The sequence below is a fragment of the Agrobacterium larrymoorei genome, assembly GCF_037722385.1.
GTDB lineage: Bacteria > Pseudomonadota > Alphaproteobacteria > Rhizobiales > Rhizobiaceae > Agrobacterium > Agrobacterium larrymoorei_C.
In genome coordinates this window covers 22,524-47,286 of record NZ_JBBKAQ010000020.1, presented here as the reverse complement: position 1 = coordinate 47,286, position 24,763 = coordinate 22,524, and the positions used below count along the sequence as shown (strand labels likewise).

Genomic DNA, 24,763 nt, shown 5'->3' with positions numbered 1-24,763 from the left:
CCGCAGCGATGCGGTCTTTTGCTTTTATGGACAGGAATTGCGCGAATGTTGAAGCTGGATCATCTGGCTATCATTGCTCCGTCACTGGAAGCCGGCGCCGAGTACGTGCGCGAGACGCTTGGCGTCGAGATGCCGAAAGGCGGTAAGCACCCGCAGATGGGCACGCATAATCTTCTATTGCGTCTTGGCGAGGATGTTTTTCTGGAAGTTATCGCGGTCGATCCGGCTGCAGAGCCGCCGAAGCGACGGCGCTGGTTCGGGCTTGATGATAGGGCAGCGGTCCAAGCCGCGTGGGACGAGGGGCGGCGACTTCGCGCATGGGTGGCGAGGACCAGCGACTTGACTGGCGTACTCGCGAGGCACGGTGATCTGCTGGGGCGTCAGGTAAAGGTGTCACGTGGAGATCGTGAGTGGCTGTTTGCGGTGGCCGAGGATGGATATCTTCCCTACGACGGTATAGCGCCTTCGGTCATGGATTGGGGCGCGCGCGGAAATCCCGCATCATCGATGCCGGATCTCGGATTCCGCCTGAAGAGCTTCCAGATCGAGCATCCCGAGGTGAGCCGAGTTCAGAAACTTTACGCGGACCTCAATATCACTGATCTCCCAGTGGTGGTGGAGGGAAAACGATTCCGCTATATGGCCGAGATAGACACGCCAAACGGCGTCAAGCTCTTGAGTTAGGATTGTGTCGGCTTCGCCGCTCCAAAAAGTATTTCCTAATATTAATATCACGTCAGAACAAAAATTCGTGATCCGAGTTTACTGCTGAATTTGAACGCCAGCGCGCGAGATCAGCAGCATGCTCACCAAAATCCTTCCCGTTTACGCGCTTCCAGCACTCTATCTGGGAGGTGTAGCATTGGCATTGCCCGACGTTGCACGAGCGCAGGACGCACCTTCCGTTCCTGTCACGGTTTACAAAGCCAAGGTGGAGGAGATCGACAAGGTCATCAACGGAATCGGTACAGTGGATCCGTTGCAAAGCGTCACCGTCAGACCGCGGATCGACGGGCAGGTGACTGGCATTCGTTTCTCTGAAGGCCAGATAGTGGAGAAGGGCAGCGTCCTGCTGACGCTCGACGATCGCGAGCTTTCATCTGCTCTCACGTCCGCCCAAGCAAAGAAGGCGCAGGACGAAGCGCAGTACAACAGCGCAAAAACCGAAGCACAGCGTTATGCATCACTGGCGGAAAAAGGGGTCGCGTCTGCCTCCACGCTTGAGCAGAAGAATGCGCTGAGCCAGGAATATGCGGCGGCTGTTCAATATGACGACGCCATGATCAAGAGTGCCGAGACCCAGCTTGGCTTTGCAACGGTGATCGCCCCCATTTCCGGACGTACAGGTTTCAAGCAGGTCGATGTGGGAAGCGTCATCAGCGCAAGTTCGACCGATGGAATTGTGACCATCACCCAAATGGATCCGATTGCCGTGTCCTTTGTCGCGCCTGGCGACAGGTTCGGCGAGATCCGTCAAGCGCTGAGCGAAAAGATCGCGTCGGTCACATTGATCACCACCGATGGAAGCCGCGTGTTGGCGAAGGGCCAGTTGACCACGATGGACAATTCTGTCGATGCCTCCAACGGCTCCATCCATCTCAAGGCGATCTTCGACAACGGCAACGGTGCCCTATGGCCGGGGCTTCCCGTCGCGACAACCCTGACAGTCATGCACAAGAGCGGTGTGGTCGTGCCCGACAAAGCTTTGGCAAGAGGACGCGATGGGCTCTACGCCTACGTCGTCTCTAACGGTAACACTGTCGAAAAACGTAACGTGAAGACCGCTTTCGTGACTGGGGCTAGAGCGCTGGTGACAGACGGCATCAAGGAGGGCGAAGATGTCGTCATGGATGGACAGTCGCGGATCGGTAACGGCGCAAGCGTAACCACAACGCCCTGGACCGGATCGCCTACGGGCGAACTCGCCGGGAAGGCGAATTGACGATGAAGAACGATCAGAACCAAAGCCGCACCTCCAGCTTCTTCGATTTTTTTATCCTGCATCCGGTGGCGACCGGTTTGCTGATGACCGGCATCTTTCTCGTCGGCGCGATCTGCTATCCCTTCATGCCGGTATCAGCCCTTCCGCAAATCGATTTTCCGACGATCCAGATTGGTGCCAATCTTCCCGGTGCATCGCCGGAGACGATGGCTTCGAGTGTCGCGCAACCGATCGAACAAGCGCTCTCGCGCGTGAGCGGCATCACCGAGATGACGTCGAACAGTTCGCTTGGTACCACGTCTATTACGGTGCAGTTCGATCTCGATAAGAATATCGAGACGGCAGCAAGCGATGTTCAAACCGCAATCAGCGAAGCGGCGGGCGAGCTTCCGAAGGATATGACCTCGCTTCCAACGGTGCATAAGGCAAACCCCGCCGATGCTCCGATCATGCAGCTTTCCGCGACGTCCGATACGCTGACACTGCCGCAACTCGACGAATACATCGAGCGCAACGTCGCTTCCAAAATCGGGCAGGTTTCAGGAGTGGCTTTCGTCAATATTGGCGGAAAGCAGAAGCCAGCCATTCGCATCGCTGTCGACCCCGGTCGCCTGGCGCAGGCCGATGTGACAATGGAAGATGTGCGCACTGCTATCAGCAATCTCAGTCTCAGCGCACCAAAGGGGAATATCGACGACCCCACACGCACTTTTCCGATCTACACCAACGACCAGATTTCCAGCAGCGCGGAATGGAACGATGCCGTCATCGCTTACCGAAACGGCGGACCAGTGCGCATTCGCGATATCGGGCAAGCGACCGATGGTGCGGAAGACAGCAAGATGGCGCACTGGACCAATGGAGAGCGAGGGATTGCGCTTGACGTTTTTCGTCAGCCCGGCGCCAATGTGATCGCGGTCGTCAATGCTGTAAAGGAGCAACTACCCGCACTTCAGGCCTCGTTGCCGCGCTCGGTGAAGCTCGAGCTCGTCACCGACCGAACAACGACGATCAGAGCATCCGTCACGGACATTCAGTTCACGCTGATGCTGACCATCGGTCTCGTGGTTGTCGTCATCTTCCTTTTCCTGCGAAATCTGCGCGCGACACTCATTCCGGTCTTGACGCTCCCGATTGCGCTCGCCGGATCGCTCGCACCCATGTGGCTCTTGGGCTTCAGTCTGGACAATCTTTCGCTCATGGCACTGGTCGTTGCCGTCGGCTTCGTCGTCGACGATGCCATCGTCATGTTGGAAAACATCACCCGCCACATTGAAGATGGTGTCGAGCCGAAGCGGGCAGCGCTTCAAGGCACGCGGGAGATCGGTTTCACGATCGTTTCCATCAGTCTGTCGCTTATTGCTGTTCTGATCCCAATCCTGTTGATGGGTGGCATTATCGGGCGCCTGTTTCGTGAATTTGCCGTCACGCTGACGGTCGCGATCGTCATTTCCGCCATCGTCTCTTTGACGTTGACGCCGATGCTGGCATCGAAGTTCATCCGGCCTATTGAGAAGGATCAACGCGGCCGTTTTTATCTCGCAGGAGAGGCGTTCTTCGATGGATTGACGGCGCTCTACATCCGCAGCCTGAAGCCGGTCATTCGACATCGCTTTTTGACACTGTTCGTTTTCCTGGCGACCGTCGCAGCCACCGGCTACCTGTTCGTTGTCGCACCCAAAGGCTTCTTCCCGGAGCAGGATACCGGGTTCATTGCCGGTATCTCGCAGGCCTCCCCAGACATATCCTTTACCGAGATGGCGAAGCTTCAAGAGCGCGTCAGCGAGATCATTATGAAAGATCCCGCCGTCTACAGCGTCTTCATGGATATTGGCGGCGGTAACGGAGGCAACGCGCTGAACCAGGGTCACGTCAACATTACGCTGAAGCCTCTGGAGGAACGCGATGTCAGCGCCAAACAGGTGATCGACCGGTTGGGCACTGCACTGAATGGACAGCAGGGTATCAAGCTCTTCATGCAGTCGGCACAGGATATCAATATCGGTGCGCGCCCGGCTAAAACTCAGTATCAGTTCACGCTTCAGGACGCAGATATCGCCGAACTGAGCGACTGGTCGGAAAAGATCACCAGCAAGCTCTCAAGCCTGCCCGAACTGCGCGACGTCGGAAGCGATCAGCAGGCAGAGGCTCCCAATCTGACGATCAAGCTCGACCGCGCGGCGGCAACGCTCTACGGCGTGCTTCCTTCCACCATCGATGAGACACTTTACGATGCGTTCGGTCAGCGTCAGGTTGCTTCCTTCTCCAGTCAGACCGATACGTTCCGTGTCATCCTTGAAGTCTTGCCGGATCTGCAGCGAGACATCGCGACACTGGACCGCCTCTCGGTCAGAGCTAGCAACGGAACGCTTGTCCCGCTGTCCGTGGTGGCGAAGTGGACGACGGATGGTACCTCACCGGTATCGATCGCGCATCAGGGTCAATCGCCGGCCGTGACCATTTCGTTCAACCTGGCACCCGATGTCGCTCTGGGGAACGCGACGTCCGTCATCGAAAATGCCGTGTCCAACATGCATCCTCCAGGATCGCTGCAGACATCGTTCTCCGGTAGCGCAAAGGCCTTCAAGGATTCGCTTGGGACGATCCCTTTGCTCATCCTGGCATCGTTGGTCGTGGTCTACATCATTCTCGGCGTACTCTACGAAAGCCTTATCCATCCGCTGACAATCCTGTCGACCTTACCGTCTGCCGGCCTCGGGGCACTTCTTGCTTTGCAAGGGGCCGGCTTCGACTTTGGGCTCGTTGCAATGATTGGGGTCATTCTGTTGATCGGTATCGTCAAGAAGAATGGTATCATGCTCGTCGATTTCGCTATCCAGGCAGAGCGGGACGAGGGATTGTCGAGCGAGGAGGCAATCGTCAAGGCCGCTCAGATGCGTTTCCGACCGATCCTGATGACCACGATGGCTGCGTTGCTGGGCGGCATACCGCTCGCGCTCGGCCACGGTTCAGGCGCCGAACTGCGCCAGCCGCTCGGCTATGCCATCGTTGGTGGCTTGATGGTTAGCCAGGTGCTGACACTTTACACCACTCCCGTCATCTATCTTTTGCTCGACAAGCTGCGGCGCAGGAAGGATGAGCCTGACGGCAAGCTCGTAGCCGCTTGATGATGGGGGAAGGCGCGGTCGTCACGACTACTCGGTGCGGGGGACACTACCAGTCGGCTATAAAACAAGGGAATCGGGCGGGCCTTGTACTGCTGGTCGACGAATCGGCGATGTTCTGCCAAGGGGCTCGTAAGGCGGTAATTCGTTTCGACCACAAATTAGAACTTCCACCTACGGTCATGGAGGGAGAGGGGGCAAGGCCTAGGCTGTGCGCCGAGTCTCAATAAGGACTTTACAAGTCACTTGATCCGCAAGATTGCAGCGAAGGAGCTGCTGCGAGCGTCCTAAAAACGTGAACGCCAGAGTGACACTGAAAGCTTTCCTGCTTCGTTGTTACTCTGGCGTCAGCTTTATTGCTGATTACCGATCACGCGTAACAGACATCTCACCGAAAATACGCGCCATCTCCTTTTGAACATCCCGCTCAGCAGCGGCGGGCGCTTCCGAGAATTTCGGATCAGGTTGCGGATCTGGTGTGGTCGTATCTGGGTCGAAGGTTGGTTCGACTGTAGGAGACGGTGAGAAAACGGGAGGCGTGATGTTGTTCTTGGCAATTTCGGCCTCAAGGAAACTTTCGAAATCACTGGTCAACTGGTCGCCGAAGACGGGACCATTATCACTCGGGGCAAGCGGTTCTGGTTTTGCAACAGGCGGTGTTAAAGGAGCGGCGGATGCGGCTGCAACAGCGGGTGCGGCCCGATAGGCGGGAAGCACACGATCGCGTGCTGCGTCGAGGAAATCGACCGCATTTTCTTCTGTCAAAGCTGGTCGATTGTGTCCAATTGGCTCGGGCTTTTCGTCCAGCGAGGGTTCTGCTGTCCACATAGGCTCTGCGAAGCTCGTTCCATAACCAGTGGATGCGACTGGGGAGCTGACAGTGGAGATGCTAGGTGCTGGTGAAGCGACGGGCGCTTCCGGGCCGCTGGACGATGCCGAGGCTGTTGCGACGGCTGGCTTCGGGTCGTCGTTTTGCTGCATCACCGCGGCAGCAAGGATGGGTGGAGCTGCGGAAATAGTGGGTGCTATCGGTTCGCGTGCCAGCGCTTTGGGCGCTGGCGGCGCGACCGGCTGGGGCGCCTCGCGGTTAGGCGATGGTGCATAGGGTCCTGCGGTCGAAACCGAAGGGATAACAGGCGCTGGCTCAGGCTTTCGGGGGATGGGTTGCGCCGTCACTGGTGGAGGGGGATTGGTTGATCTGGTCGCCGCCACTGCAGGCGCAGGCGACGGGGAGGGCGCTGGCTTTGCGGGTGGGGCGCTCGCGGCTGGCTTCTTGCGCTCTTCTCGAGCCGGGGTCTTCAATTCGGTTGCCACGTGCGCCTCTGCGGGCCTGAGATCGTCTTGCGGTGCCTGCGCAATGCTGCGCTGACGCTCCGCGTCGCGCCCAATGAGGGCCTCGTCCTGCGGATCGCGCACATCCTTCATGAACGGTATGGCGCCGATACCGCTTTCGATGACGATATCGGTCGGACCGCCAATCATCACCAGATGTTCGACATTGTCGCGGCGAACAAGAACGAGACGCCGGCGGGCATCAACTGCGGTCGCGTCCAACACCTGCAGGCGTGGCTGGCGGTTTCGCCCACCACGAATGAAGGGTGCAGAGCCACTGCGTCTGCGAATAAACCATAGGACGATGGCAAGCAGCAGCAGTGCCGCACCGACGCCAACCACTGCAATAATCAGGCGATTGCCATATGTGCCAATGAAATCTTCCATAATGGAGCCGGTCCCTTCAGCCATTTCGTGCAGCGGAAATGTACCCGCATTACATTTGTTCACAGAACGTGACCGGAAAAGACGATTTTTTTTCGCTCCGCACAAGAATTTATCCTGTTCGTCCACGAATTTGCTGCAAGTTTGACGAAAGCACCCCCCTGTAGAGTTGATGCTCGAGCGCGCAGCGTGCTTTGATCGTTATTGGTTGTGCATGGGCGGTGCTTATAGATCGACGGAGCTTTTTGATATTTATGCAAATTGCTACATAGAAACAGAAGCGATTCCGTCCGAGGCGGCTATTTTTCGTCATGTCGCAACCGCCAGCCGAGCTGCAAGGTAAAACCTCAATGACCAAGGTGCGTCAAACCACTGATAACGACTTCCCCTTGGTAGACAGGCGTGGGCGTTCTGCCACTGTGCTTCGCATTCTGCTGCTGGCTCTCGTGCTTGTCGCCGCTGCCATTGCTTTTGTTTACTTCAAGGACTCGCTTGAAAACGAGATCGTGCTTGGCATTTTGGGCGTTCTCGCCATGCTCGGGATTTTCTTTCTCGTCTCATCGGTCATCGGTTTCATCGAGGTGATGCCGCAATCTCAATCCGACGGCATGGCGCGGCGATTTCTCTCGTCCCATCCCGAAGGCACATTGATCACCGACACCAAGGGGCGGCTGGTCTACGCCAACGCCACTTACTGCCAGATGACCGGGGCGACACGAGCGACGGACATACAGAGCCTCGAACAGCTTCTGTCTCGTGACCGGGAATCCACCGAGGCACTCTATCGCCTGATCAACGGGCTGCGCGAAGGACGGGACGGTTACGAGGAATTTCGTCTTCTCAAGCCACTCAGCCAGTCCGCGGTCAGTCAGCCCGGTCCCCGCTGGTTCCGCCTCAAGGCGCGCTTGCTGAAGGAGGTGAATGGGCAAGACCTACATGTCTTCCAGATCGCCGACATCACCGCGGAACGCGAGGACCAGGAGCGTTTCTTCCGCGAGTTGCAAAACGCCATCGATTATCTGGACCACGCGCCGGCCGGCTTTTTCTCGGCGGGTCGCAAGGGCGAAATCGTCTATCTCAACGCCACGCTCTCCGAATGGCTCGGTCTCGACCTCGCACAATTTTCGCCGGGCTCGCTGAATGTGTCCGATATCGTTGCGGGTGAAGGGATGGCGCTGATCGAATCCGTTCAACCACAAGCAGGCAGCAATCGCACGGAAATGCTCGATCTCGACATGCGCCGCGTCAACGGTCAGAGCATGCCGGCCCGCCTCGTCCATCAGGTCACGGCGGCGCGTGACGGTGCGCCGGGCGAAAGCCGTACGCTGGTACTCATGCGCCCCAAGGGACAGGAGAACGCGGAATCCTCCTCGGCGATGCGGTTCACACGCTTCTTCAACAACACCCCGATGGCGATCGCATCGCTTGATGGAGAGGGACGCATTTTGCGCACCAATGCGCCGTTCCTGAAACTGTTTTCTGGTGTCGTCAGCCGCGATGACATCGACAGCGCCGTTGCGTTTGAAGCCGTACTTCATGATAATGAGAAAGCAAAACTGGCGCAGGCGATAAATGCTGCGAAGGATCGCCAAGGCGATATTGCGCCTTTCGATTCTCGCCATCCCAAGGACGAGGCTCGCCACTTCCGTTTCTACGTCAACGCTGTCATCGATCAGAATGACGAGGCACCTGAAGAGATAGCGATCGTCTATGCAATCGAGGTGACCGAGCAGAAGGCGCTCGAAACACAGATGGCTCAGACACAAAAGATGAATGCCGTCGGTACGCTTGCGGGCGGCATCGCGCATGACTTCAATAATGTATTGACCGCCATTCTGCTGTCCTCAGACCATTTGCTGTTGCAGGCACGACCGGCAGATGCGAGCTTCGCCGACCTGATGGAAATCAAGCGCAATGCGAACCGTGCCGCGGTGCTGGTGCGACAGTTGCTGGCGTTCTCTCGCAAGCAGACGATGCGTCCTGCAGTCCTCAATCTGACCGACGTGATCGGTGATCTTCGAATGCTGGTCGATCGGCTGATCTCCGGTACCAACGTGAAGTTGGAGGTGGATTACGGACGAGATCTGTGGCCGGTCAAAACCGACTTGTCGCAGTTCGAGCAGGTGATGATCAATCTCTGCGTCAACGCGCGCGATGCCATGCCGCAGGGCGGCAAGATCAAGGTAACGACGCGTAACTTGCCAGCTGCAGAGGTCGCAGCATTCGGCAAGACCGAGCTTCCGGCAGAAGACATGGTCATGGTCGAGGTTGCCGATAACGGTACCGGCATTCCGCCCGAGATCATGGATAAGATTTTCGAACCCTTCTTCACTACCAAGGAGGTGGGCAAGGGAACGGGACTTGGGTTGTCCATGGTTTACGGCATCGTCAAGCAATCGGGTGGCTTCATCTACCCGGAATCGGAAGTGGGTAAGGGAACAGCTTTGCGCATTCTATTGCCCCGCCACATCGTCGAGCCGGTGCAGCCTGTACTCGCCGCTGCAGGCGAAGAAGGCAAGGCCGAGGCTGAGGCGGCTGTCGTTGCAAAGCCCGAAGCCAAGGATGAGCCGCTCGATCTGACCGGCAAGTCTGCGGTGGTGCTGCTCGTGGAAGACGAAGAGGCGGTACGCCGCGGCGGCAAGCGAATGCTGGAAACGCGCGGCTACACGGTCCACGAGGCCGGGTCCGGTACCGAGGCACTCGAGGTGATGGAAGAGCTCGAAGGCAAGGTCGACATCGTTGTCTCCGACGTCGTCATGCCTGAAATGGACGGACCGTCGTTGCTGCGGGAATTGCGCAAATCCTATCCCGATCTCAAGTTCATCTTCGTGTCCGGTTATGCCGAAGATGCTTTCGCCAAGAACTTGCCGGCCGATGCAAAATTCGGCTTCCTGCCGAAGCCCTTCTCGCTGAAGCAACTGGCTGTTTCCGTGCGCGAAATGCTGGATAGCGACGGTTGAAAGACCGAAAATCGGGCGTTCAGTCCGTCTGAGAAACGATCTTTTTGCGACCATGTGGTCGCGAAAGGCTGCGCAACTTTCGCACAATTTCCCCGCTGTAGCGTTAATATGGGAGAAAGGCTCAGCTTTGAGCCTGGACCCTCACGCCGTCCTTCTACTTTTCGCCTGACGCAAACAGATTAGTGATTGCAGTGCAGCGCGGGGGGCTTAAAATCGACTAATACAGACCTAAATAAGAAGAGGCGAAATTCTTGCTCGCACCCTTCATCGCTTGCGGGTTTGATTTTGGAGAATGATGAAAAATGATCGCTAAGTCGATCTACATGCAGGGCGACAGCGAAGGGGAGGACGGCGGAACGAACCGCGGCACGTCTGTTATCACCCGCACCAAGCCTAAAACGAAACGGCCGAATTTGTACCGTGTTCTTCTTCTGAACGACGACTACACTCCAATGGAGTTCGTCATTCATATTCTGGAGCGTTTTTTCCAGAAGGACAGGGATGCCGCCACCCGCATCATGCTGCATGTCCATCAGCATGGCGTCGGTGAATGCGGGATCTTTACTTATGAGGTCGCAGAGACAAAAGTAAGCCAGGTCATGGATTTCGCCCGACAGCACCAGCATCCGCTACAGTGCGTCATGGAAAAGAAATGAGGATCGCAACGTGCCAACTTTTTCCCCAAGTCTCGAGAAGGCGCTGCACCAGGCACTGACCTTTGCCAATGAGCGTCACCACGAATATGCGACGCTCGAACATCTGCTTCTTGCGCTGCTCGATGATGTCGACGCAGCCGCCGTCATGGGCGCATGCAATGTCGATCTCGACACGTTGCGCAAGACGGTGATCGACTATGTCGATAACGAACTGTCCAATCTCGTGACGGGATATGACGAGGACTCCAAGCCGACGTCCGGCTTCCAGCGTGTCATTCAGCGTGCCGTCATTCATGTCCAGTCCTCCGGCCGCGAAGAAGTGACCGGCGCCAACGTGCTGGTGGCGATCTTCGCCGAGCGCGAGAGCCATGCTGCCTACTTCCTGCAAGAACAGGAAATGACGCGCTACGATGCGGTAAACTACATCTCTCACGGTATCGGCAAGCGCCCGGGCTCTTCGCAAACCCGCACGCCTCGCGGCGCTGACGAGGGCGAAAACGAGCCTAAGGTCGCTCGTAATGGCGGCGCAGAAGACGATGCGTCCGGCGCCAAGAAGCAGCCTGATGCGCTGAAAGCCTATTGCGTCAACCTCAACGATAAGGCCAGAAATGGCCGGATCGATCCGTTGATCGGTCGTCATGAGGAGGTCAATCGCACGATCCAGGTTCTCTGCCGTCGGTCGAAGAACAACCCGCTTTATGTGGGCGATCCCGGCGTTGGCAAGACGGCGATTGCCGAGGGTTTGGCAAAGCGCATCGTGGAAGGCAAAGTGCCCGAAGCGCTCATCAACGATACGATCTTCTCGCTCGACATGGGTACGCTGCTTGCTGGCACGCGCTATCGCGGTGACTTTGAGGAGCGGTTGAAGCAGGTCGTCAAGGAACTGGAAGAGTTTCCGGGCGCCGTTCTGTTCATCGATGAGATCCATACGGTGATTGGCGCCGGTGCAACGTCTGGCGGCGCGATGGACGCCTCTAACCTTCTGAAGCCTGCTTTGTCGTCCGGGGCGATCCGTTGCATTGGGTCGACAACTTATAAGGAATATCGACAGTTCTTCGAGAAGGACCGCGCGCTGGTGCGTCGCTTCCAGAAGATCGACGTCAATGAGCCATCAATCGATGACGCGATCGAAATCATGAAGGGCCTCAAGCCCTACTTCGAAGAGTATCATCACCTTCGCTATACCAACGACGCCATCAAGGCTGCCGTGGAGCTTTCGGCGCGCTACATCTCCGACCGTAAGCTTCCAGACAAGGCGATCGACGTTATCGATGAAACGGGTGCTGCTCAAATGCTGCTTCCGGCCTCGAAGCGCCGCAAGCTGATTACCGAGAAGGAAATCGAAGTCACGATCGCGACCATGGCACGCATTCCGCCGAAGACGGTTTCGAAGGATGACGAGATGGTTCTCGCCAATCTTGAGCAGGAACTGCGTTCGGTGGTCTATGGCCAGGACACGGCGATCGAAGCGCTTTCCACCGCCATCAAGCTGGCGCGTGCAGGTCTTCGCGAGCCGAACAAGCCGATTGGCTCCTATGTGTTCTCGGGCCCGACCGGCGTCGGCAAGACGGAGGTGGCCAAGCAGCTCGCGTCGTCTCTCGGCGTAGAAATGCTGCGCTTCGACATGTCGGAATATATGGAACGTCACACGGTCTCGCGACTGCTTGGCGCACCTCCAGGCTATGTCGGTTTCGACCAGGGCGGTCTCCTGACAGACGGCGTCGATCAGCATCCTCACTCGGTGGTGCTGCTGGACGAAATCGAAAAGGCGCATCCGGACATTTACAACATTCTGTTGCAGGTCATGGATCATGGCTCGCTGACGGACCATAACGGCAAGAAGATCGACTTCCGCAATGTCATTCTGATCATGACGACGAATGCGGGCGCGTCTGAAATGGCCAAGTCCGCCATCGGCTTTGGTTCCTCCAAGCGCTCGGGCGAAGATGAGGAGGCACTGAACCGCCTGTTCACACCGGAATTCCGCAACCGTCTGGATGCGATCATTCCGTTCTCGCCTCTGCCGACCGCTGTCATCCACAAGGTTGTCCAGAAGTTCGTCATGCAGCTTGAAACACAGCTGTCAGAGCGTAACGTCACCTTCGATCTGCATGATGATGCTGTCGCATGGCTCGCCGAGAAGGGTTATGATGAGAAGATGGGGGCTCGTCCGCTTGGTCGCGTCATTCAGGAGCACATCAAGAAGCCTCTGGCGAACGAAATCCTCTTTGGCAAGCTGAAGAAGGGTGGTGTGGTCAGCGTCAGCCTGGACAAGAAGGACGATGGCAAGGACGGCCTGAAGCTCGACGTGTTGCCGGAGACGGCACCGGTCAAGCCGAAGCCCGAGGCCGAGCTGAAAGCTGCAAAGTCTCCTGGCAAATCGAAGGCAAAGGCTTCCAAGGTCGAAGAGCCGGCTGAGGTCTTAGTGGCAGACTTCGACAAGAAGGACGATGATGTCAAGCCGCGTCGTAAGGGCAACACCGTGCCGAAGGTCCCGAAGAAAAAATAGAACGGCCAGTCTACATGCTGGATAGAGGCGGCGGAGATCACTCTCCGCCGCCTTTGCTTTTGCAAGCCCTGCGCAATTGTGGAGCTGGATCTCGCCGGCGAAAGGTATCGATAGTTCTCGATCACTTTGGTATAGGCTAGGCGGCGCCTAGTCGTCTCACGTCATTTTAGGCGCGCAGATCAGGAAAAGCGTGGTAGACAGGCGTCGGCTCCCGTCGAAGCATTCATCGGAGTGTCTGGGCCACGTTAATTTGTACCGCTTCCGGAATTGCCCATGTCTGCAAATGGTGACACGCATTCTCTTGCTCTTTGGTTTGCCAGGGGAATGAAGGGAATATTTTCGCTGCCCGCCCTCATTCTTATGACCTCGTTTGTCGGGTTCAGCGCCTTTGCGTTAGAGTCGGGGGCATCACGAGGCGAGGCGGTCTTCATGACGCTCACCATTTGGGCTTTGCCAGCCAAGATGATCTTGATCGGCTCCATGGTGAGCGGGGCAGGGATGGCGGCCTGCTTCTTGGCGGTGACATTATCATCGATCCGAATGATGCCGATGGTGGCCTCTATCATTCCGGAAATGCGGACAGCAAAAACCCCCACATGGCTCCTGCTCTTCCTCTCGCATTTCGTAGCGATCACAGCTTGGGTCTACGCGACGCAGAACCTGACTAAAGTGCCTCGCGAAGCACGGGTAGCATGGTTTGCTGGTTTCGGAATGACACTCACGCTGATTAATGCCGCCATCGTTGCCATATGCTACGGCGTCGTCGCTGCATTTCCGCCGCTTGTCGCAGGCGTGCTGTTCTTCCTGACGCCGGTCTATTTCATCTCCTCGATTTGGGCGTCTGCACGGCATTCGGTCGTCAAAGTCGCCTTCATCATCGGCGTGATCGGCGGGCCGTTATTTGCCACGATCGAGCCCGAGTTCGACATTCTTTATGCCGGCCTGGGTGGCGGGACGCTCGCCTATCTGATCGACCGATTCTGGTTTCGTCGCAAAATTGTGCCGTCATCTACGGAGGGCGAGCCATGAGCGACGCCTGGTGGGCACCCTATCTGTTCATCGCGCTTGCCGGCTGGATCGCAACCGATCTTTGGCGTTGGCTGGGCGTTCTGGCAGGAAACAAGCTGAAGGAAGACTCAGAAGCTCTGCACTGGGTACGGGCCGTCGCCACCGCTCTCGTGATGGCGGTGACGGCCAAGCTCATTGTCTTCCCAACAGGGACGTTGTCCCATTCACCGATGGAGCTGAGGATCGGTGCTGCCGTCATTGGCTTCATTGCATTTTTGGTAAGTGGTCAGCGCGTTATTGTTGGCGTGATCGTGCCCATTGCTGTTCTTGCATTGGGCCTTCTTGTCACCGGTCTATAGAGAATCTTTAAGTCCGTTGCCGTACTATCTTGCTGAGTTTCCCAGCAAGGCTTTTTCCATTGCACTTAACCAACGCAGAACGCTTCGTTTTTTGGATCATATGCTTGCTCTTTGCCATCAACGTCATCTTGCTCGTCGTCAAAGGTATAGCGGTCGATGTTGGCGGTTACGGCGTGTCTTTGGCGTTGGGGGGTAGCCTCCTCTTTCTTGGCCAATTCTACCGATCAGGGAGACGGGAGAAAAATATGTCCGCCGCGCTCATCGCGGCGGGTCTCTTCATTCTCTTTTCTATTACTGGCTCCGTTTTCAACTACATGTTCTTGCCGCTTCACTATCCGACGATCGATCGCGCGCTTATGAAGATCGACAACCTCATGGGATATGAATGGCGCAGCGCTGTGGAGTCTGTCGCCCACTTCCCGTTCATAGCGCGAACACTCTTCATCGTGTACACGACATCACTACCTCAGCTTTTGCTGACGATCATCATTCTAGGCTTCAGCGGAGATCATCGCAGGCTTAATCACTTCCTGCTCACCGGTGTTCTAGGGGGTCTAGCCGGAATCATCTTTTGGATTTTCTTTCCAAGCCTTGGTCCGAGTGCCTATCAGGATTTGCCTAGCTGGCTCCTCGAAGCGATCCCTCTGGCTGTCACTCCTAGTTACGGCAAAGAGTTAATTCTCTTGAGCACGGGTGGTCCAAGTTACCTTACTCCAGCGTCCGTTCTCGGGCTGATCGGTTTTCCGTCGTTCCACATATTCATGGCGGCGATGGCTCTATGGTTCGTTCCGCGCTACCGTCCGTTGATCGTGGGCTCGATCACCATAAATATGATCATGATCCCGGCCGTTCTCGTTCAAGGCGGTCACCACCTGTGCGACGTTGTCGGTGGATTGCTGGCGTTTGTGCTGATTTGCCCATTGGCACGTTTCATTCTTGATCGGATAGAATTGTCCGATGAGGTGCTTGCGCTGTCCTCTCGAGGGATCACAACCGGTTCCGAGGTCAATGATCTCATGAAAAAGGGAGCGTTGTAGGCGCTCCCAGCAAACTATTCATTTTTCGATTATAGCCGGTACCGTCACTAGTGAACGGTCAGGACGTGGGCTCTGCTGCTGGCCAATAGAAAGGCTTCTCTGGCCGCTTCCAGGTCGCAGCGGCCCGCCACTGCGTCAAGGCATTGTTTTTTGGCCGTCTCGTACTCAGGACCGTGTTCGTCAGGCCAGCGATATGTGAGCATTTCGAGCGCCACGAGCGGGCTGTATATTTCGACAGCAGGGCACATGGGTAGATGGACTGCGACAGGCTTGCACCACTGCGCATGATGGCAAGGCTCTGATTTATGAATAAGCATCGCATTCTCCTTTCTCACCGCCACCACTAACCACAGCCTCACGATTCGGTTCCTCATCACGAAAAAAGTGAACACATTAGGGGTTTCTTTTTTGTAAGATGAATGGAAAATGAACAAACAGATGAACCGGAGATGAACAAACGATTTGTTCGCGCGTTAATACTGCTCTAAATGAAGGAGGCCCGATTATGTTCAATCTGTCTGGAATTCAGGAAAGCTTTTTTGGCGACCGCATGGCTGGCGTGTGCCAGGCCATTACATCTGCTCTGGCCTTCGAATCGGGCCTTGAAAAATCCAACATCTCAGCAATGGCTGAAAACGATGTGATCTACCTCCAGGGGACCGCAGATTCCGTAGAGGCAATCGAGACAGCCATCAGTTTGGCGTCATCCATTTCGAACTGCCGTATCCTAAGCCATGTAGAGCCAGTGTACTGAGAATCAAGAGCCGGGCCAAAGTGCCCGGCTTGATCGTATCTGTCACAGCTTGTTATCTTTCAGATCCGTTGATCAAAAAAGCTCCCGTGTCGCTACCGCGAAAGCAGTCTAATTTCACGCGGAGTGGGGTCCAGCATTCTGATCTAAGGTTGTATGAGGAAGACTTTCTTCGCTGCCACAAGCTGCTTGGGAGGACCAAGTTGGACCCACCTATTTGATCTGAGCAGCTTTCACGGTATCGCCAACACTTATGTTGAGCTTCTTTGCGGCGCCACCATTCAACTCCAGAACATACCGAATTGGTCCATTCGAACTGATGATGTCCTCAGAATGAGGCACTGCGTTCGGATGAATGTGCGTGATCTTTCCGCCTTTGGAAATGAACAGCATATCGAGCGGGATAAGGGTATTCCTCATCCACATCATCACGTCTCTGTCCTCTTTGAAATCAAACAGCATGCCATGGTCATCGCCCATGGATTTGCGAAACATCAGTCCTTGTTGCCGCTGAGCGTCGCTGCTTGCCACTTCGACAGTAAATGAATGTGTCTTGCCAGCAGTGCTGATGATCTCAAGCTTCTCGCTTGGAAACGTTTCCTGGGCCACTGCACCTGCATGAGGCGCTACAAAAAAGACAAGCGCCATAAAGGCGCTCGCAACGGTCCGGATGTTAAAGCGGTTCATCAGTGCGCCATTCCAATTCGGGCTGGATTGTCAGGATGCACCTCGGCCGCCATCAGACCCTTATCGCCATCGCCATAACGAACCAAGACGACCTGGCCAGGCCGAAGCTCGGCAAGACCGAAGCGGCGTAGTGTTTCCATATGGATGAAGATATCTTCAGTGCCTTCACCGCGCGTGAGAAAGCCGAAACCCTTGGTCCGGTTGAACCACTTGACGATGGCGCGCTCCAGTCCGCTTTGCGGTGTCACCTGAACATGAGTGCGCACCGGCGGCATTTGCGAAGGGTGAACAGCCGTCGACTGATCCATCGAAAGAATACGGAAGGCTTGATAGCCGCGGTCGCGTCTTTGGATCAGGGCAACGATCCGCGTGCCTTCCAGAATGGTCTGGTAGCCGTCACGGCGCAGGCACGATACGTGCAGAAGCACATCCTGCATGCCATTATCCGGCACGATGAAGCCGAAACCTTTTGCGACGTCGAACCATTTAACGACGCCGGTGATCTCAATCAGGTCAACGGCATCGCCAGAAAAATCTTCGAATTCGGCGATGCTTTTCGACGACATCCTATCAGCCATTTTGCCCAGCCCCTCAATACGCACCACTACCGGTCAACTGATTCCCTACTAAGAGATTAACATTGCAGTAACGGTTATACGCAAGTCCTAGTTTTCAGTTTCCAGACCGGTTTTTAATGATCAGGGCTTGCTCAAGGCTGACGGGCACCGTCTAAACCGTTTCCGTCTTCGGGCGAAAAGCTTTAGGGTGACACCCCGAAGCCGAACGTTACACATGAGAGGAATACATAATGCGTTATCTACACACCATGGTTCGCGTCAAAGACCTGAAGGCGTCTCTCGAATTCTATTCCGACATTTTCGGTTTGCAGGAAGTTCGCCGTATCGAAAACGAGAAGGGTCGGTTTACGCTTGTGTTCCTGGCCGCTCGTGACGACGTGAAGGCTGCGACGGAGAACAAGGCACCCGCGCTTGAACTGACCTATAACTGGGACGCGGAAAATTACACCGGCGGGCGCAATTTTGGCCATCTGGCCTATGAGGTGGACGATATCTACGAGATTTGCGCCAAGCTGCAGGCGGCCGGCGTGACCATCAACCGTCCGCCACGCGACGGGCACATGGCCTTTGTCCGTTCGCCCGATGGCATCTCCATCGAGATATTGCAGAAGGGCGCAAGCCTGGCACCAGCCGAGCCGTGGATATCTATGGAGAACACCGGCTCCTGGTGAGGCTTTAAGCTTGGCGCAATCCTCCGCGCTTCGCCTTGATTAACCTGTGAGCCGTCCACGTTTCTGGTTGACGCAAAGCGTTATCCGAACAGTGCTGTTTTCTGGTGCAGTCAAAGCGTATGACGCGGAGGTTTTTCCTTTTGAAGACGGAGACGGGTCAGCCGCGACAACAACTATTGCGGGGCGTATCGGCGATCGCCTCGTCGCTCGCTTTGTCGCTTCTGATACTTTCAGGCTGCGTTTCGGCGAAGTCCGAGAGTAAGGATGTGGCAGCCGTTCTCGACCCGGCAGCACTTGCGGATGAGCAGGCCGTGGACGGAGCGCGGACACCAGGTGTCACACCTTCAGGCGCGCGGACCGCACAACCGGGCTACGTCGATCCTAGAATGGTATCGGCCGCGTCAGTCAAGTCCGGTGGTCAACCGACGCCGCCAGGCGCGCCACAGGCCGCGCAAGTGCCGACAACCGATAATACCGCCAATCAGCCGAATCCCGGTTATGCGATGCAGGCAACCGGCGTTTCTGCCGGGTCTCAAAGCATCTTCTCTGGCGGCGGGACTACCGGTCAGGCGGATATGGAGAGCGTTCCAGCCTACGCCCCGACGAGACGGATCGTTCCAGCTCTGAAGAGCGTCTATTCCTCCCAAGGCCACGCACCTGCCGAGCCAGCGCCGCAGGGCGCTCAAGAACAATCATCTAACACAAGCCCAGCAGCCTCCGGCGCAAGCGCGCTTGCGAGCGGTAAGTCTCTTCCAAACGAGGAGCCATCGCAGGGGCCGCGGAACCTTCCCATGGCTGCAGCCTTGTTTGCAGGCGTTCCTAAAAAGCGCAACGGGGCGGGACAGGACGCTGCAACAGCGCCGGATGGCGTGGCGCAACCCGCTGTCGTCTCCAGCGCAAAGCGATCGCCTACGTTTGACGAAAACCATCTCGACGACGATGACGACAAGCCGACAGGATTGATGAAACTTGCATCCATGTCTGGATTGACGCGCATCGCGCCGAACGGGCTTGTCCTGCAGACAAACCAGGTCAATGTCGGCTGCTTGAAGCCTGAGTTGGTCCGCCGCATCAAGCAGCTCGAATCCCATTATCACAAGCCTGCGATCATCACGTCCGGATACCGCCCGCCCAAGGGCGCAACCCATGGATCGAAACATTTTACCTGCGAGGCCGTGGATATTCAGATCAAGGGTGTGTCCAAATGGGATCTTGCTGAATATTTGAGAGCTCAACCTGGACGAGGCGGCGTCGGCACCTATTGCCATACGGAATCGGTTCACATGGATATTGGTGAACACCGCGACTGGAACTGGCCGTGCCGCAGAACAGGCACCAGCAGCTGATCCTGCTGATGCCCCCGGCAAACGGTAAAGTTCAGTGCGACGACGCTGCTTTATCCGCCAGCATTCCCACCAGCACGTCTGATTGTGAAATAATACCGGCTAGCTTCTGATTGGCGTCTACCACCGGCAGATAGTGCAAACCCTGCTCGGCAAAGATAATAATGGCGTCCTCAATCGCCGTTGTCGGTGCGACTGTCTTCACCGGAGAGGTCATGATGTCTTTGACCGTATCATTGGGTGCAGGTTTGCCAGTGCCGATAAGGCGCAGCCGTTGAAGAAAGCCGATACGCGGACGGCCATTGGTCCAGTTCGCCTTATCAAGAAAATCCGTCTGCGTGACGATCCCGACAACTTCGGCATTATCGTTCGTCACCGGTAGCGCTTTGACGTGATGACTGCGCATCAGGCTGTGAGCGTTTCTGAGCGAGTCATCCGGCGCTACGCCAACGACATCGCGCGACATGATGCTGGCGCAATCGAGATGTGTCGCGCGGCGACGATAGGAGCGAAGTTCGGTGCGGCGTAGGATCGTTTCTAGGTCGTCACGGTCGATGTCGAGAACCTGGTCAAATTCCTTTAGCACGTCATCCAGATCGGCAGATGAGAAGCCGATTCGCTCAACGGGTGCCGGATCTTTCGTCCCGTGGGCTGCCGGCTGTGGGCGGATCGAGTGCGGGTAGGGGCGACCGGTGAAGTTGTTGTAGAGCACCGCGAGCGTTAGAAGCGCGACGGAGTTTCCCAGCACCGGCCAAACCACGAAGCCATAGCTGAGATCGTGGATCGCAGGGCCGCCGAGAACAGCGGTGAGCGCCACTGCGCCGCTCGGTGGATGAAGGCAGCGCAGGCTGATCATCGCGCCGATGGCAATGGAAATGGCGAGAGCCGCTGCAATAAAGGGCTGCGGCACCAGAATAGCAACGGTGACGCCGATCAGTGCCGAGACTGTGTTACCGCCGAGGATCGACCACGGCTGCGCCAGCGGGCTGGAGGGAACCGCGAACAGCAGAACGGCCGAGGCTCCCATCGGCGCGATCAAGGCGGGCAGTGCAAGACCCGCGCCCACCGCAGCGTGGCCGATCAGGCCCGTGATAAGGATGCCGATCCACGCACCGACACTGGCACGTAAACGTTCCTTGTAGCTGACGGCGCTTGCTTCCGGCACGATGAGCCGCAACAGGTTTTTCATGTTCTTTCCAAATGCAGATGGCCTTTGGATGGCGCTTTTATCCAGAAATGAAAGTGCTGTCGCGGTTAGATCGCCTCCAGGATCAGCTGATCATGACAGATTTTACTCCATCCACCACAAACTGGACCGACAGCGCCGCAAGCAGCACGCCGAGGAGGCGGGTAAGGATGGCGCGGCCTGTATTGCCGAGGAAGCGATCCAGTCTGTCGGCAGCAAGCAGTGCTGCAAACACGATGAGCATGCTGAAGGCCAAAAGTAATATGAATAGGGCTTTGTCGAATCCGGTTTCCATGGTGCCGGATATCAGCACCGTTGCGGAAATTGCACCAGGGCCGGCAATCAGTGGCAGTGCGAGAGGGAAGACGGCGATATTCTGAATGTGATCTTGAGTGACTGCAACCTCAGACGTCTTTTCCTTCCGCTCCTGACGCTTCTCGAAAATCATCTCGAAAGCAATCCAGAAGAGCAACAAGCCACCGGAGATCCGGAACGCGCCGAGCGAAATGCCTAACAGTTCGAGGATCGACGCGCCAAAAAGTGCGAACATGGCGAGGATGCCGAAGCCGATCAATGATCCGCGCAGGGCGACTTGTCCGCGCTGGGCGCGTGTCATCCCCATGGTGAGCGCCAGGAAGACAGGCGCCAGGCCAGGCGGATCGAGCGTGACGAGCATCGTCGTCAGAGCGTTGATGAAGAGTTCTGCGCTTGCCATGCCTTCCCCTAATCTTCCGCCAGCTGCCGACTGGTGTTGACAGGTGTCTACGACCTGTTTTGAGATGATGTTAGGCAACAGGCGGCGCTATTGAAACCCCGGGCTCCAGCTTTTACCCTGACGCCTGCAGAAAACTGTGTATCGTCTTGTAAATGACGTAAAAGACTGTTCAAAACCGGCGGAGAAATTGGCGTGCGGACGCCGTTTCCGTTATAAAAATCCATCCGATTCTTAACAGAGAATGTGATCCGTTTTGACTGACCAGAGCCCCCCAGGCGGCGGAAAGCTTCCGCCAGGCATTGAACCAATTTCCATCATGGAGGAAATGCAGCGGTCGTATCTCGATTACGCCATGAGCGTTATCGTTTCGCGCGCGTTGCCGGATGTCCGTGACGGGTTGAAGCCAGTTCATCGCCGTATTCTTTATGGCATGTCCGAACTCGGCATCGACTGGAACAAAAAATACGTAAAATGCGCCCGCGTCACCGGGGATGTGATGGGTAAATACCATCCGCACGGTAACTCCGCGATTTACGATGCGCTGGCCCGTATGGCGCAGGATTGGTCTTTGCGCCTTCCGCTGATCGACGGCCAGGGCAATTTTGGCTCTATCGACGGCGACCCGCCGGCGGCCGAACGCTATACTGAATGCCGACTGCAGAAGGCCGCGCATTCGCTGCTCGACGATCTCGACAAGGAAACCGTCGATTTTCGCGACAACTATGACGGCACCTTGCAGGAGCCTGTCGTGGTGCCTGCGAAGTTCCCGAACCTTTTGGTCAACGGGGCAGGCGGCATTGCCGTCGGAATGGCGACGAACATTCCTCCGCACAACCTCTCTGAGGTGATCGAAGGCTGTGTGGCGCTGATCGATAATCCGGAAATCGAGCTTCCGGAACTCATGCAGATCATTCCGGGTCCCGACTTCCCGACGGGCGCCTTTATCATGGGCCGATCCGGCATTCGCTCGGCTTATGAGACAGGCCGTGGCTCCGTCATCATGCGCGGTCGTGCAACCATCGAGCCGATGCGTGGCGATCGCGAACAGATCATCATCACCGAGGTTCCCTTCCAGGTGAACAAGGCGTCGATGATCGAGAAGATGGCCGAACTCGTCAAGGAAAAGCGCATCGACGGCATTTCCGACCTGCGAGACGAATCCGACCGTCAGGGCTATCGCGTCGTCGTTGAGCTGAAGCGCGACGCCAACGCCGAGGTCATCCTTAACCAGCTTTACCGCTACACGCCGTTGCAGACCTCGTTTGGTTGCAACATGGTGGCGCTGAATGGCGGCAAGCCGGAGCAGATGACGCTGCTCGACATGCTGCGCGCCTTCGTCTCCTTCCGTGAGGATGTGGTCAGCCGTCGTACCAAGTATCTGCTTCGCAAGGCGCGCGATCGTGCGCATGTGTTGGTGGGTCTTGCGATTGCCGTCGCCAACATCGATGAGGTCATTCGCGTGATCCGTCAGGCGCCAGATCCGGCCTCTGCCCGTGAAGAGCTGATGACGCGTCGTTGGCCAGCCTCCGAGGTGGAGAGCCTGATCCTGCTGATCGACGATCCGCGTCACCGCATTAACGAGGACGGCACCTATAACCTCTCGGAAGAGCAGGCCCGTGCGATCCTTGAACTGCGCTTGGCACGTCTGACGGCACTTGGCCGCGATGAAATCGGCGACGAATTGAACAAGATCGGCGCCGAGATCAGCGAATATCTCGAAATCCTGTCTTCGCGTATCCGCATCCAGCAGATCGTTAAGGACGAGCTTGCTGCCATTCGCGAAGAATTCGGCACGCCGCGTCGCTCGGAGATCATCGAAGGCGGCCCGGATATGGACGATGAAGACCTCATCGCCCGCGAAGACATGGTCGTGACCGTGTCGCATCTGGGTTACATCAAGCGCGTGCCGCTGACGACCTACAAGGCGCAACGTCGTGGCGGCAAGGGTCGCTCAGGCATGGCAACGCGTGATGCAGACTTCGTCAACCGTCTCTTCGTTGCCAATACCCACACGCCCGTGCTGTTCTTCTCCTCGCGTGGTATCGTCTACAAGGAAAAGGTCTGGCGTCTGCCGATTGGTACGCCGCAGTCCAAGGGTAAAGCGCTTATCAACATGCTTCCGCTGGAAGCTGGTGAACGCATCACCACCATCATGCCGCTGCCCGAAGACGAGACGATGTGGGAAAAGCTCGACGTGATGTTCTCCACCACGCGTGGAACGGTTCGTCGTAACAAGCTTTCTGATTTCGTTCAGGTCAATCGCAACGGCAAAATCGCCATGAAGCTGGATGAAGAGGGCGACGAAATCCTCTCCGTCGAGACATGCACCGATCGCGACGACGTGTTGCTGACAACGGCGCTTGGTCAGTGCATTCGCTTCCCTGTGGACGATGTGCGCGTCTTTGCCGGTCGTAACTCCGTCGGCGTGCGCGGCATCAATATGGGCGAGGGTGATCGGATCATTTCGATGACCATCGTCAGCAGCAGCGATGCCGAGCCATGGGAACGTGCAGCCTACCTCAAGCGGTCAGCGGCAGAGCGTCGGGCAGCTGGCGTCGATGAAGAAGACATCACGCTTGTCGGTGAAGAGGTTGCAGAAGAGGGTGAACTCTCCGAAGCCCGCTATCAGGAGCTCAAGAGCCGTGAGCAGTTCGTTCTGACTGTTTCCGAAAAGGGCTACGGCAAACGCTCATCGTCTTACGATTTCCGCACCTCCGGTCGTGGTGGCAAGGGTATCCGCGCCACCGATACGTCGAAGACGACCGAAATCGGGGCACTCGTCGCGGCCTTCCCGGTCGAAGATGGCGATCAGATCATGCTGGTCTCCGATGGTGGTCAGTTGATCCGCGTGCCCGTCAACGGCATCCGTATCGCCAGCCGCGCCACCAAGGGGGTCACCATCTTCTCCACCGCCAAGGATGAGAAGGTTGTCTCCGTTGAACGTATCAACGAGCCGGAAGGCGAAGATGAGGTTGAGGCGCTTATCGAAGGCGCTGAGGACCTGACCAGCGGCGACACCGCTGCTGCTCCAGAAACGGACGGTTCTGCTGAGTAACGCGTGAAGAGTGGCGCTAGCCGCCACTCCTTTTCAATATGACGGACTGAAGTCCGAGCCTATCAATTAAAAAACCCTGCGAAACACAAGTTTCGCAGGGTTTCTTTTTTGACCCGTATCGTCTCAGCGAAGACGAAGATGCACGGGTGCCCGGCCGGAGGGGCCATCGATGTGAAGATGAATCTTGGCCTCAGGCTGGTTGCTGCGCCATGCGCGAGCACCATGGCAAAGCAGGAGATTGACCAGATCGCGGGTCTTGTGCCTGGATCTGTTGAGCCCGATATCGGCAATTTTCATTGCCGCTTCGTGGATTGGATGAAGCACGGACGCAGCCTGGCTTCTGCCTTTAGGCGCCATGTCCAAATAGTTTTCGTTGATCGCCATCTGTAAAGCCTCGTTACTCAATACAATTCGAGGAGTGGGCAGACCATGTTTTACACAACGTCATGGCCTGTCCTGGAACAG

General features: G+C 56.7%; 20 protein-coding genes. 13 read left to right on the top strand and 7 right to left on the bottom strand.

Annotated elements, in window-relative coordinates:
• Nucleotides 1-45 precede the first annotated feature (45 nt).
• From WKI41_RS19190 to WKI41_RS19180, 3 genes are all read left to right on the top strand, one after another.
• The gene (locus WKI41_RS19190) at nt 46-684 is read left to right on the top strand and encodes a VOC family protein (protein ID WP_340195077.1); all 639 of its coding nucleotides are present in this window, start codon (nt 46-48) and stop codon (nt 682-684) included.
• Between the two features lie 118 nt (nt 685-802).
• Nucleotides 803-1,942, top strand: a complete 1,140-nt coding sequence (locus WKI41_RS19185; protein WP_340195076.1) for an efflux RND transporter periplasmic adaptor subunit — start codon at nt 803-805, stop codon at nt 1,940-1,942.
• Between the two features lie 2 nt (nt 1,943-1,944).
• On the top strand, nt 1,945-5,070 hold the full coding sequence (locus WKI41_RS19180; protein ID WP_340195075.1) for an efflux RND transporter permease subunit: 3,126 nt from the start codon (nt 1,945-1,947) through the stop codon (nt 5,068-5,070).
• A gap of 360 nt (nt 5,071-5,430) precedes the next feature.
• On the opposite strand, the gene WKI41_RS19175 is transcribed toward WKI41_RS19180, so the two are convergent.
• Nucleotides 5,431-6,810: a flagellar biosynthetic protein FliO gene (locus WKI41_RS19175; protein ID WP_340195074.1), complete on the bottom strand. Its 1,380-nt coding sequence runs from the start codon at nt 6,808-6,810 to the stop codon at nt 5,431-5,433.
• Nucleotides 6,811-7,133: 323 nt separating this feature from the next.
• On the opposite strand from WKI41_RS19175, the gene cckA reads away from it, so the two are divergent.
• From cckA to WKI41_RS19145, 6 genes are all read left to right on the top strand, one after another.
• A complete protein-coding gene (cckA, locus tag WKI41_RS19170; protein WP_340195073.1) occupies nt 7,134-9,743 on the top strand; it encodes a cell cycle histidine kinase CckA in 2,610 nt (869 codons plus the stop codon).
• A gap of 302 nt (nt 9,744-10,045) precedes the next feature.
• Nucleotides 10,046-10,399, top strand: coding sequence for an ATP-dependent Clp protease adapter ClpS (gene clpS / locus WKI41_RS19165; RefSeq protein ID WP_340195072.1), 354 nt, complete (start codon nt 10,046-10,048; stop codon nt 10,397-10,399).
• A gap of 10 nt (nt 10,400-10,409) precedes the next feature.
• Nucleotides 10,410-12,908: an ATP-dependent Clp protease ATP-binding subunit ClpA gene (gene clpA, locus WKI41_RS19160; RefSeq protein ID WP_340195071.1), complete on the top strand. Its 2,499-nt coding sequence runs from the start codon at nt 10,410-10,412 to the stop codon at nt 12,906-12,908.
• A 273-nt stretch (nt 12,909-13,181) separates the two neighbouring features.
• Nucleotides 13,182-13,937 carry an AzlC family ABC transporter permease gene (locus WKI41_RS19155; RefSeq protein ID WP_340195070.1) on the top strand — a complete coding sequence of 252 codons (756 nt, stop codon included), beginning with the start codon at nt 13,182-13,184 and terminating at the stop codon, nt 13,935-13,937.
• Nucleotides 13,934-14,275 carry an AzlD domain-containing protein gene (locus WKI41_RS19150; protein WP_340195069.1) on the top strand — a complete coding sequence of 114 codons (342 nt, stop codon included), beginning with the start codon at nt 13,934-13,936 and terminating at the stop codon, nt 14,273-14,275. The genes WKI41_RS19155 and WKI41_RS19150 overlap by 4 nt, the downstream gene beginning before the upstream one ends.
• Before the next feature lie 104 nt (nt 14,276-14,379).
• Nucleotides 14,380-15,312: a phosphatase PAP2 family protein gene (locus WKI41_RS19145; protein WP_340195068.1), complete on the top strand. Its 933-nt coding sequence runs from the start codon at nt 14,380-14,382 to the stop codon at nt 15,310-15,312.
• Between the two features lie 47 nt (nt 15,313-15,359).
• Here WKI41_RS19145 and WKI41_RS19140 read toward each other — a convergent pair whose 3' ends face one another.
• The gene (locus tag WKI41_RS19140) at nt 15,360-15,629 is read right to left on the bottom strand and encodes a DUF982 domain-containing protein (RefSeq protein ID WP_340195067.1); all 270 of its coding nucleotides are present in this window, start codon (nt 15,627-15,629) and stop codon (nt 15,360-15,362) included.
• 188 nt (nt 15,630-15,817) lie between these two features.
• Here WKI41_RS19140 and WKI41_RS19135 point away from each other — a divergent pair, with 188 nt between their 5' ends.
• Nucleotides 15,818-16,066 (top strand): BON domain-containing protein, encoded by a 249-nt coding sequence (locus WKI41_RS19135; protein ID WP_340195066.1) that lies wholly within the window; start codon nt 15,818-15,820, stop codon nt 16,064-16,066.
• A 210-nt stretch (nt 16,067-16,276) separates the two neighbouring features.
• On the opposite strand, the gene WKI41_RS19130 is transcribed toward WKI41_RS19135, so the two are convergent.
• Together WKI41_RS19130 and WKI41_RS19125 are read right to left on the bottom strand one after the other, a co-directional pair.
• Complete coding sequence (locus tag WKI41_RS19130; protein ID WP_340195065.1) at nt 16,277-16,750, bottom strand: DUF192 domain-containing protein; 474 nt, start codon at nt 16,748-16,750, stop codon at nt 16,277-16,279.
• Entirely contained in the window at nt 16,750-17,328 is a 579-nt protein-coding gene (locus WKI41_RS19125; protein WP_340195064.1) for a cold-shock protein, read from the bottom strand. Before WKI41_RS19125 ends, WKI41_RS19130 begins: the two co-directional genes overlap by 1 nt.
• 230 nt (nt 17,329-17,558) lie before the next feature.
• Here WKI41_RS19125 and gloA point away from each other — a divergent pair, with 230 nt between their 5' ends.
• Complete coding sequence (gloA, locus tag WKI41_RS19120) at nt 17,559-17,999, top strand: lactoylglutathione lyase (protein WP_340195063.1); 441 nt, start codon at nt 17,559-17,561, stop codon at nt 17,997-17,999.
• 140 nt (nt 18,000-18,139) lie between these two features.
• Nucleotides 18,140-19,345, top strand: a complete 1,206-nt coding sequence (locus WKI41_RS19115; RefSeq protein ID WP_340195062.1) for a YcbK family protein — start codon at nt 18,140-18,142, stop codon at nt 19,343-19,345.
• Between the two features lie 31 nt (nt 19,346-19,376).
• Here WKI41_RS19115 and WKI41_RS19110 read toward each other — a convergent pair whose 3' ends face one another.
• Together WKI41_RS19110 and WKI41_RS19105 are read right to left on the bottom strand one after the other, a co-directional pair.
• The gene (locus tag WKI41_RS19110) at nt 19,377-20,531 is read right to left on the bottom strand and encodes an HPP family protein (protein WP_340195061.1); all 1,155 of its coding nucleotides are present in this window, start codon (nt 20,529-20,531) and stop codon (nt 19,377-19,379) included.
• An 82-nt stretch (nt 20,532-20,613) separates the two neighbouring features.
• The gene (locus WKI41_RS19105; protein ID WP_340195060.1) at nt 20,614-21,243 is read right to left on the bottom strand and encodes a MarC family protein; all 630 of its coding nucleotides are present in this window, start codon (nt 21,241-21,243) and stop codon (nt 20,614-20,616) included.
• 253 nt (nt 21,244-21,496) lie between these two features.
• Between WKI41_RS19105 and gyrA the strand changes: the two genes are divergently transcribed.
• A complete protein-coding gene (gyrA, locus tag WKI41_RS19100) occupies nt 21,497-24,298 on the top strand; it encodes a DNA gyrase subunit A (RefSeq protein WP_340195059.1) in 2,802 nt (933 codons plus the stop codon).
• 123 nt (nt 24,299-24,421) lie between these two features.
• On the opposite strand, the gene WKI41_RS19095 is transcribed toward gyrA, so the two are convergent.
• Complete coding sequence (locus WKI41_RS19095) at nt 24,422-24,682, bottom strand: hypothetical protein (protein ID WP_340195058.1); 261 nt, start codon at nt 24,680-24,682, stop codon at nt 24,422-24,424.
• Nucleotides 24,683-24,763 lie beyond the last annotated feature (81 nt).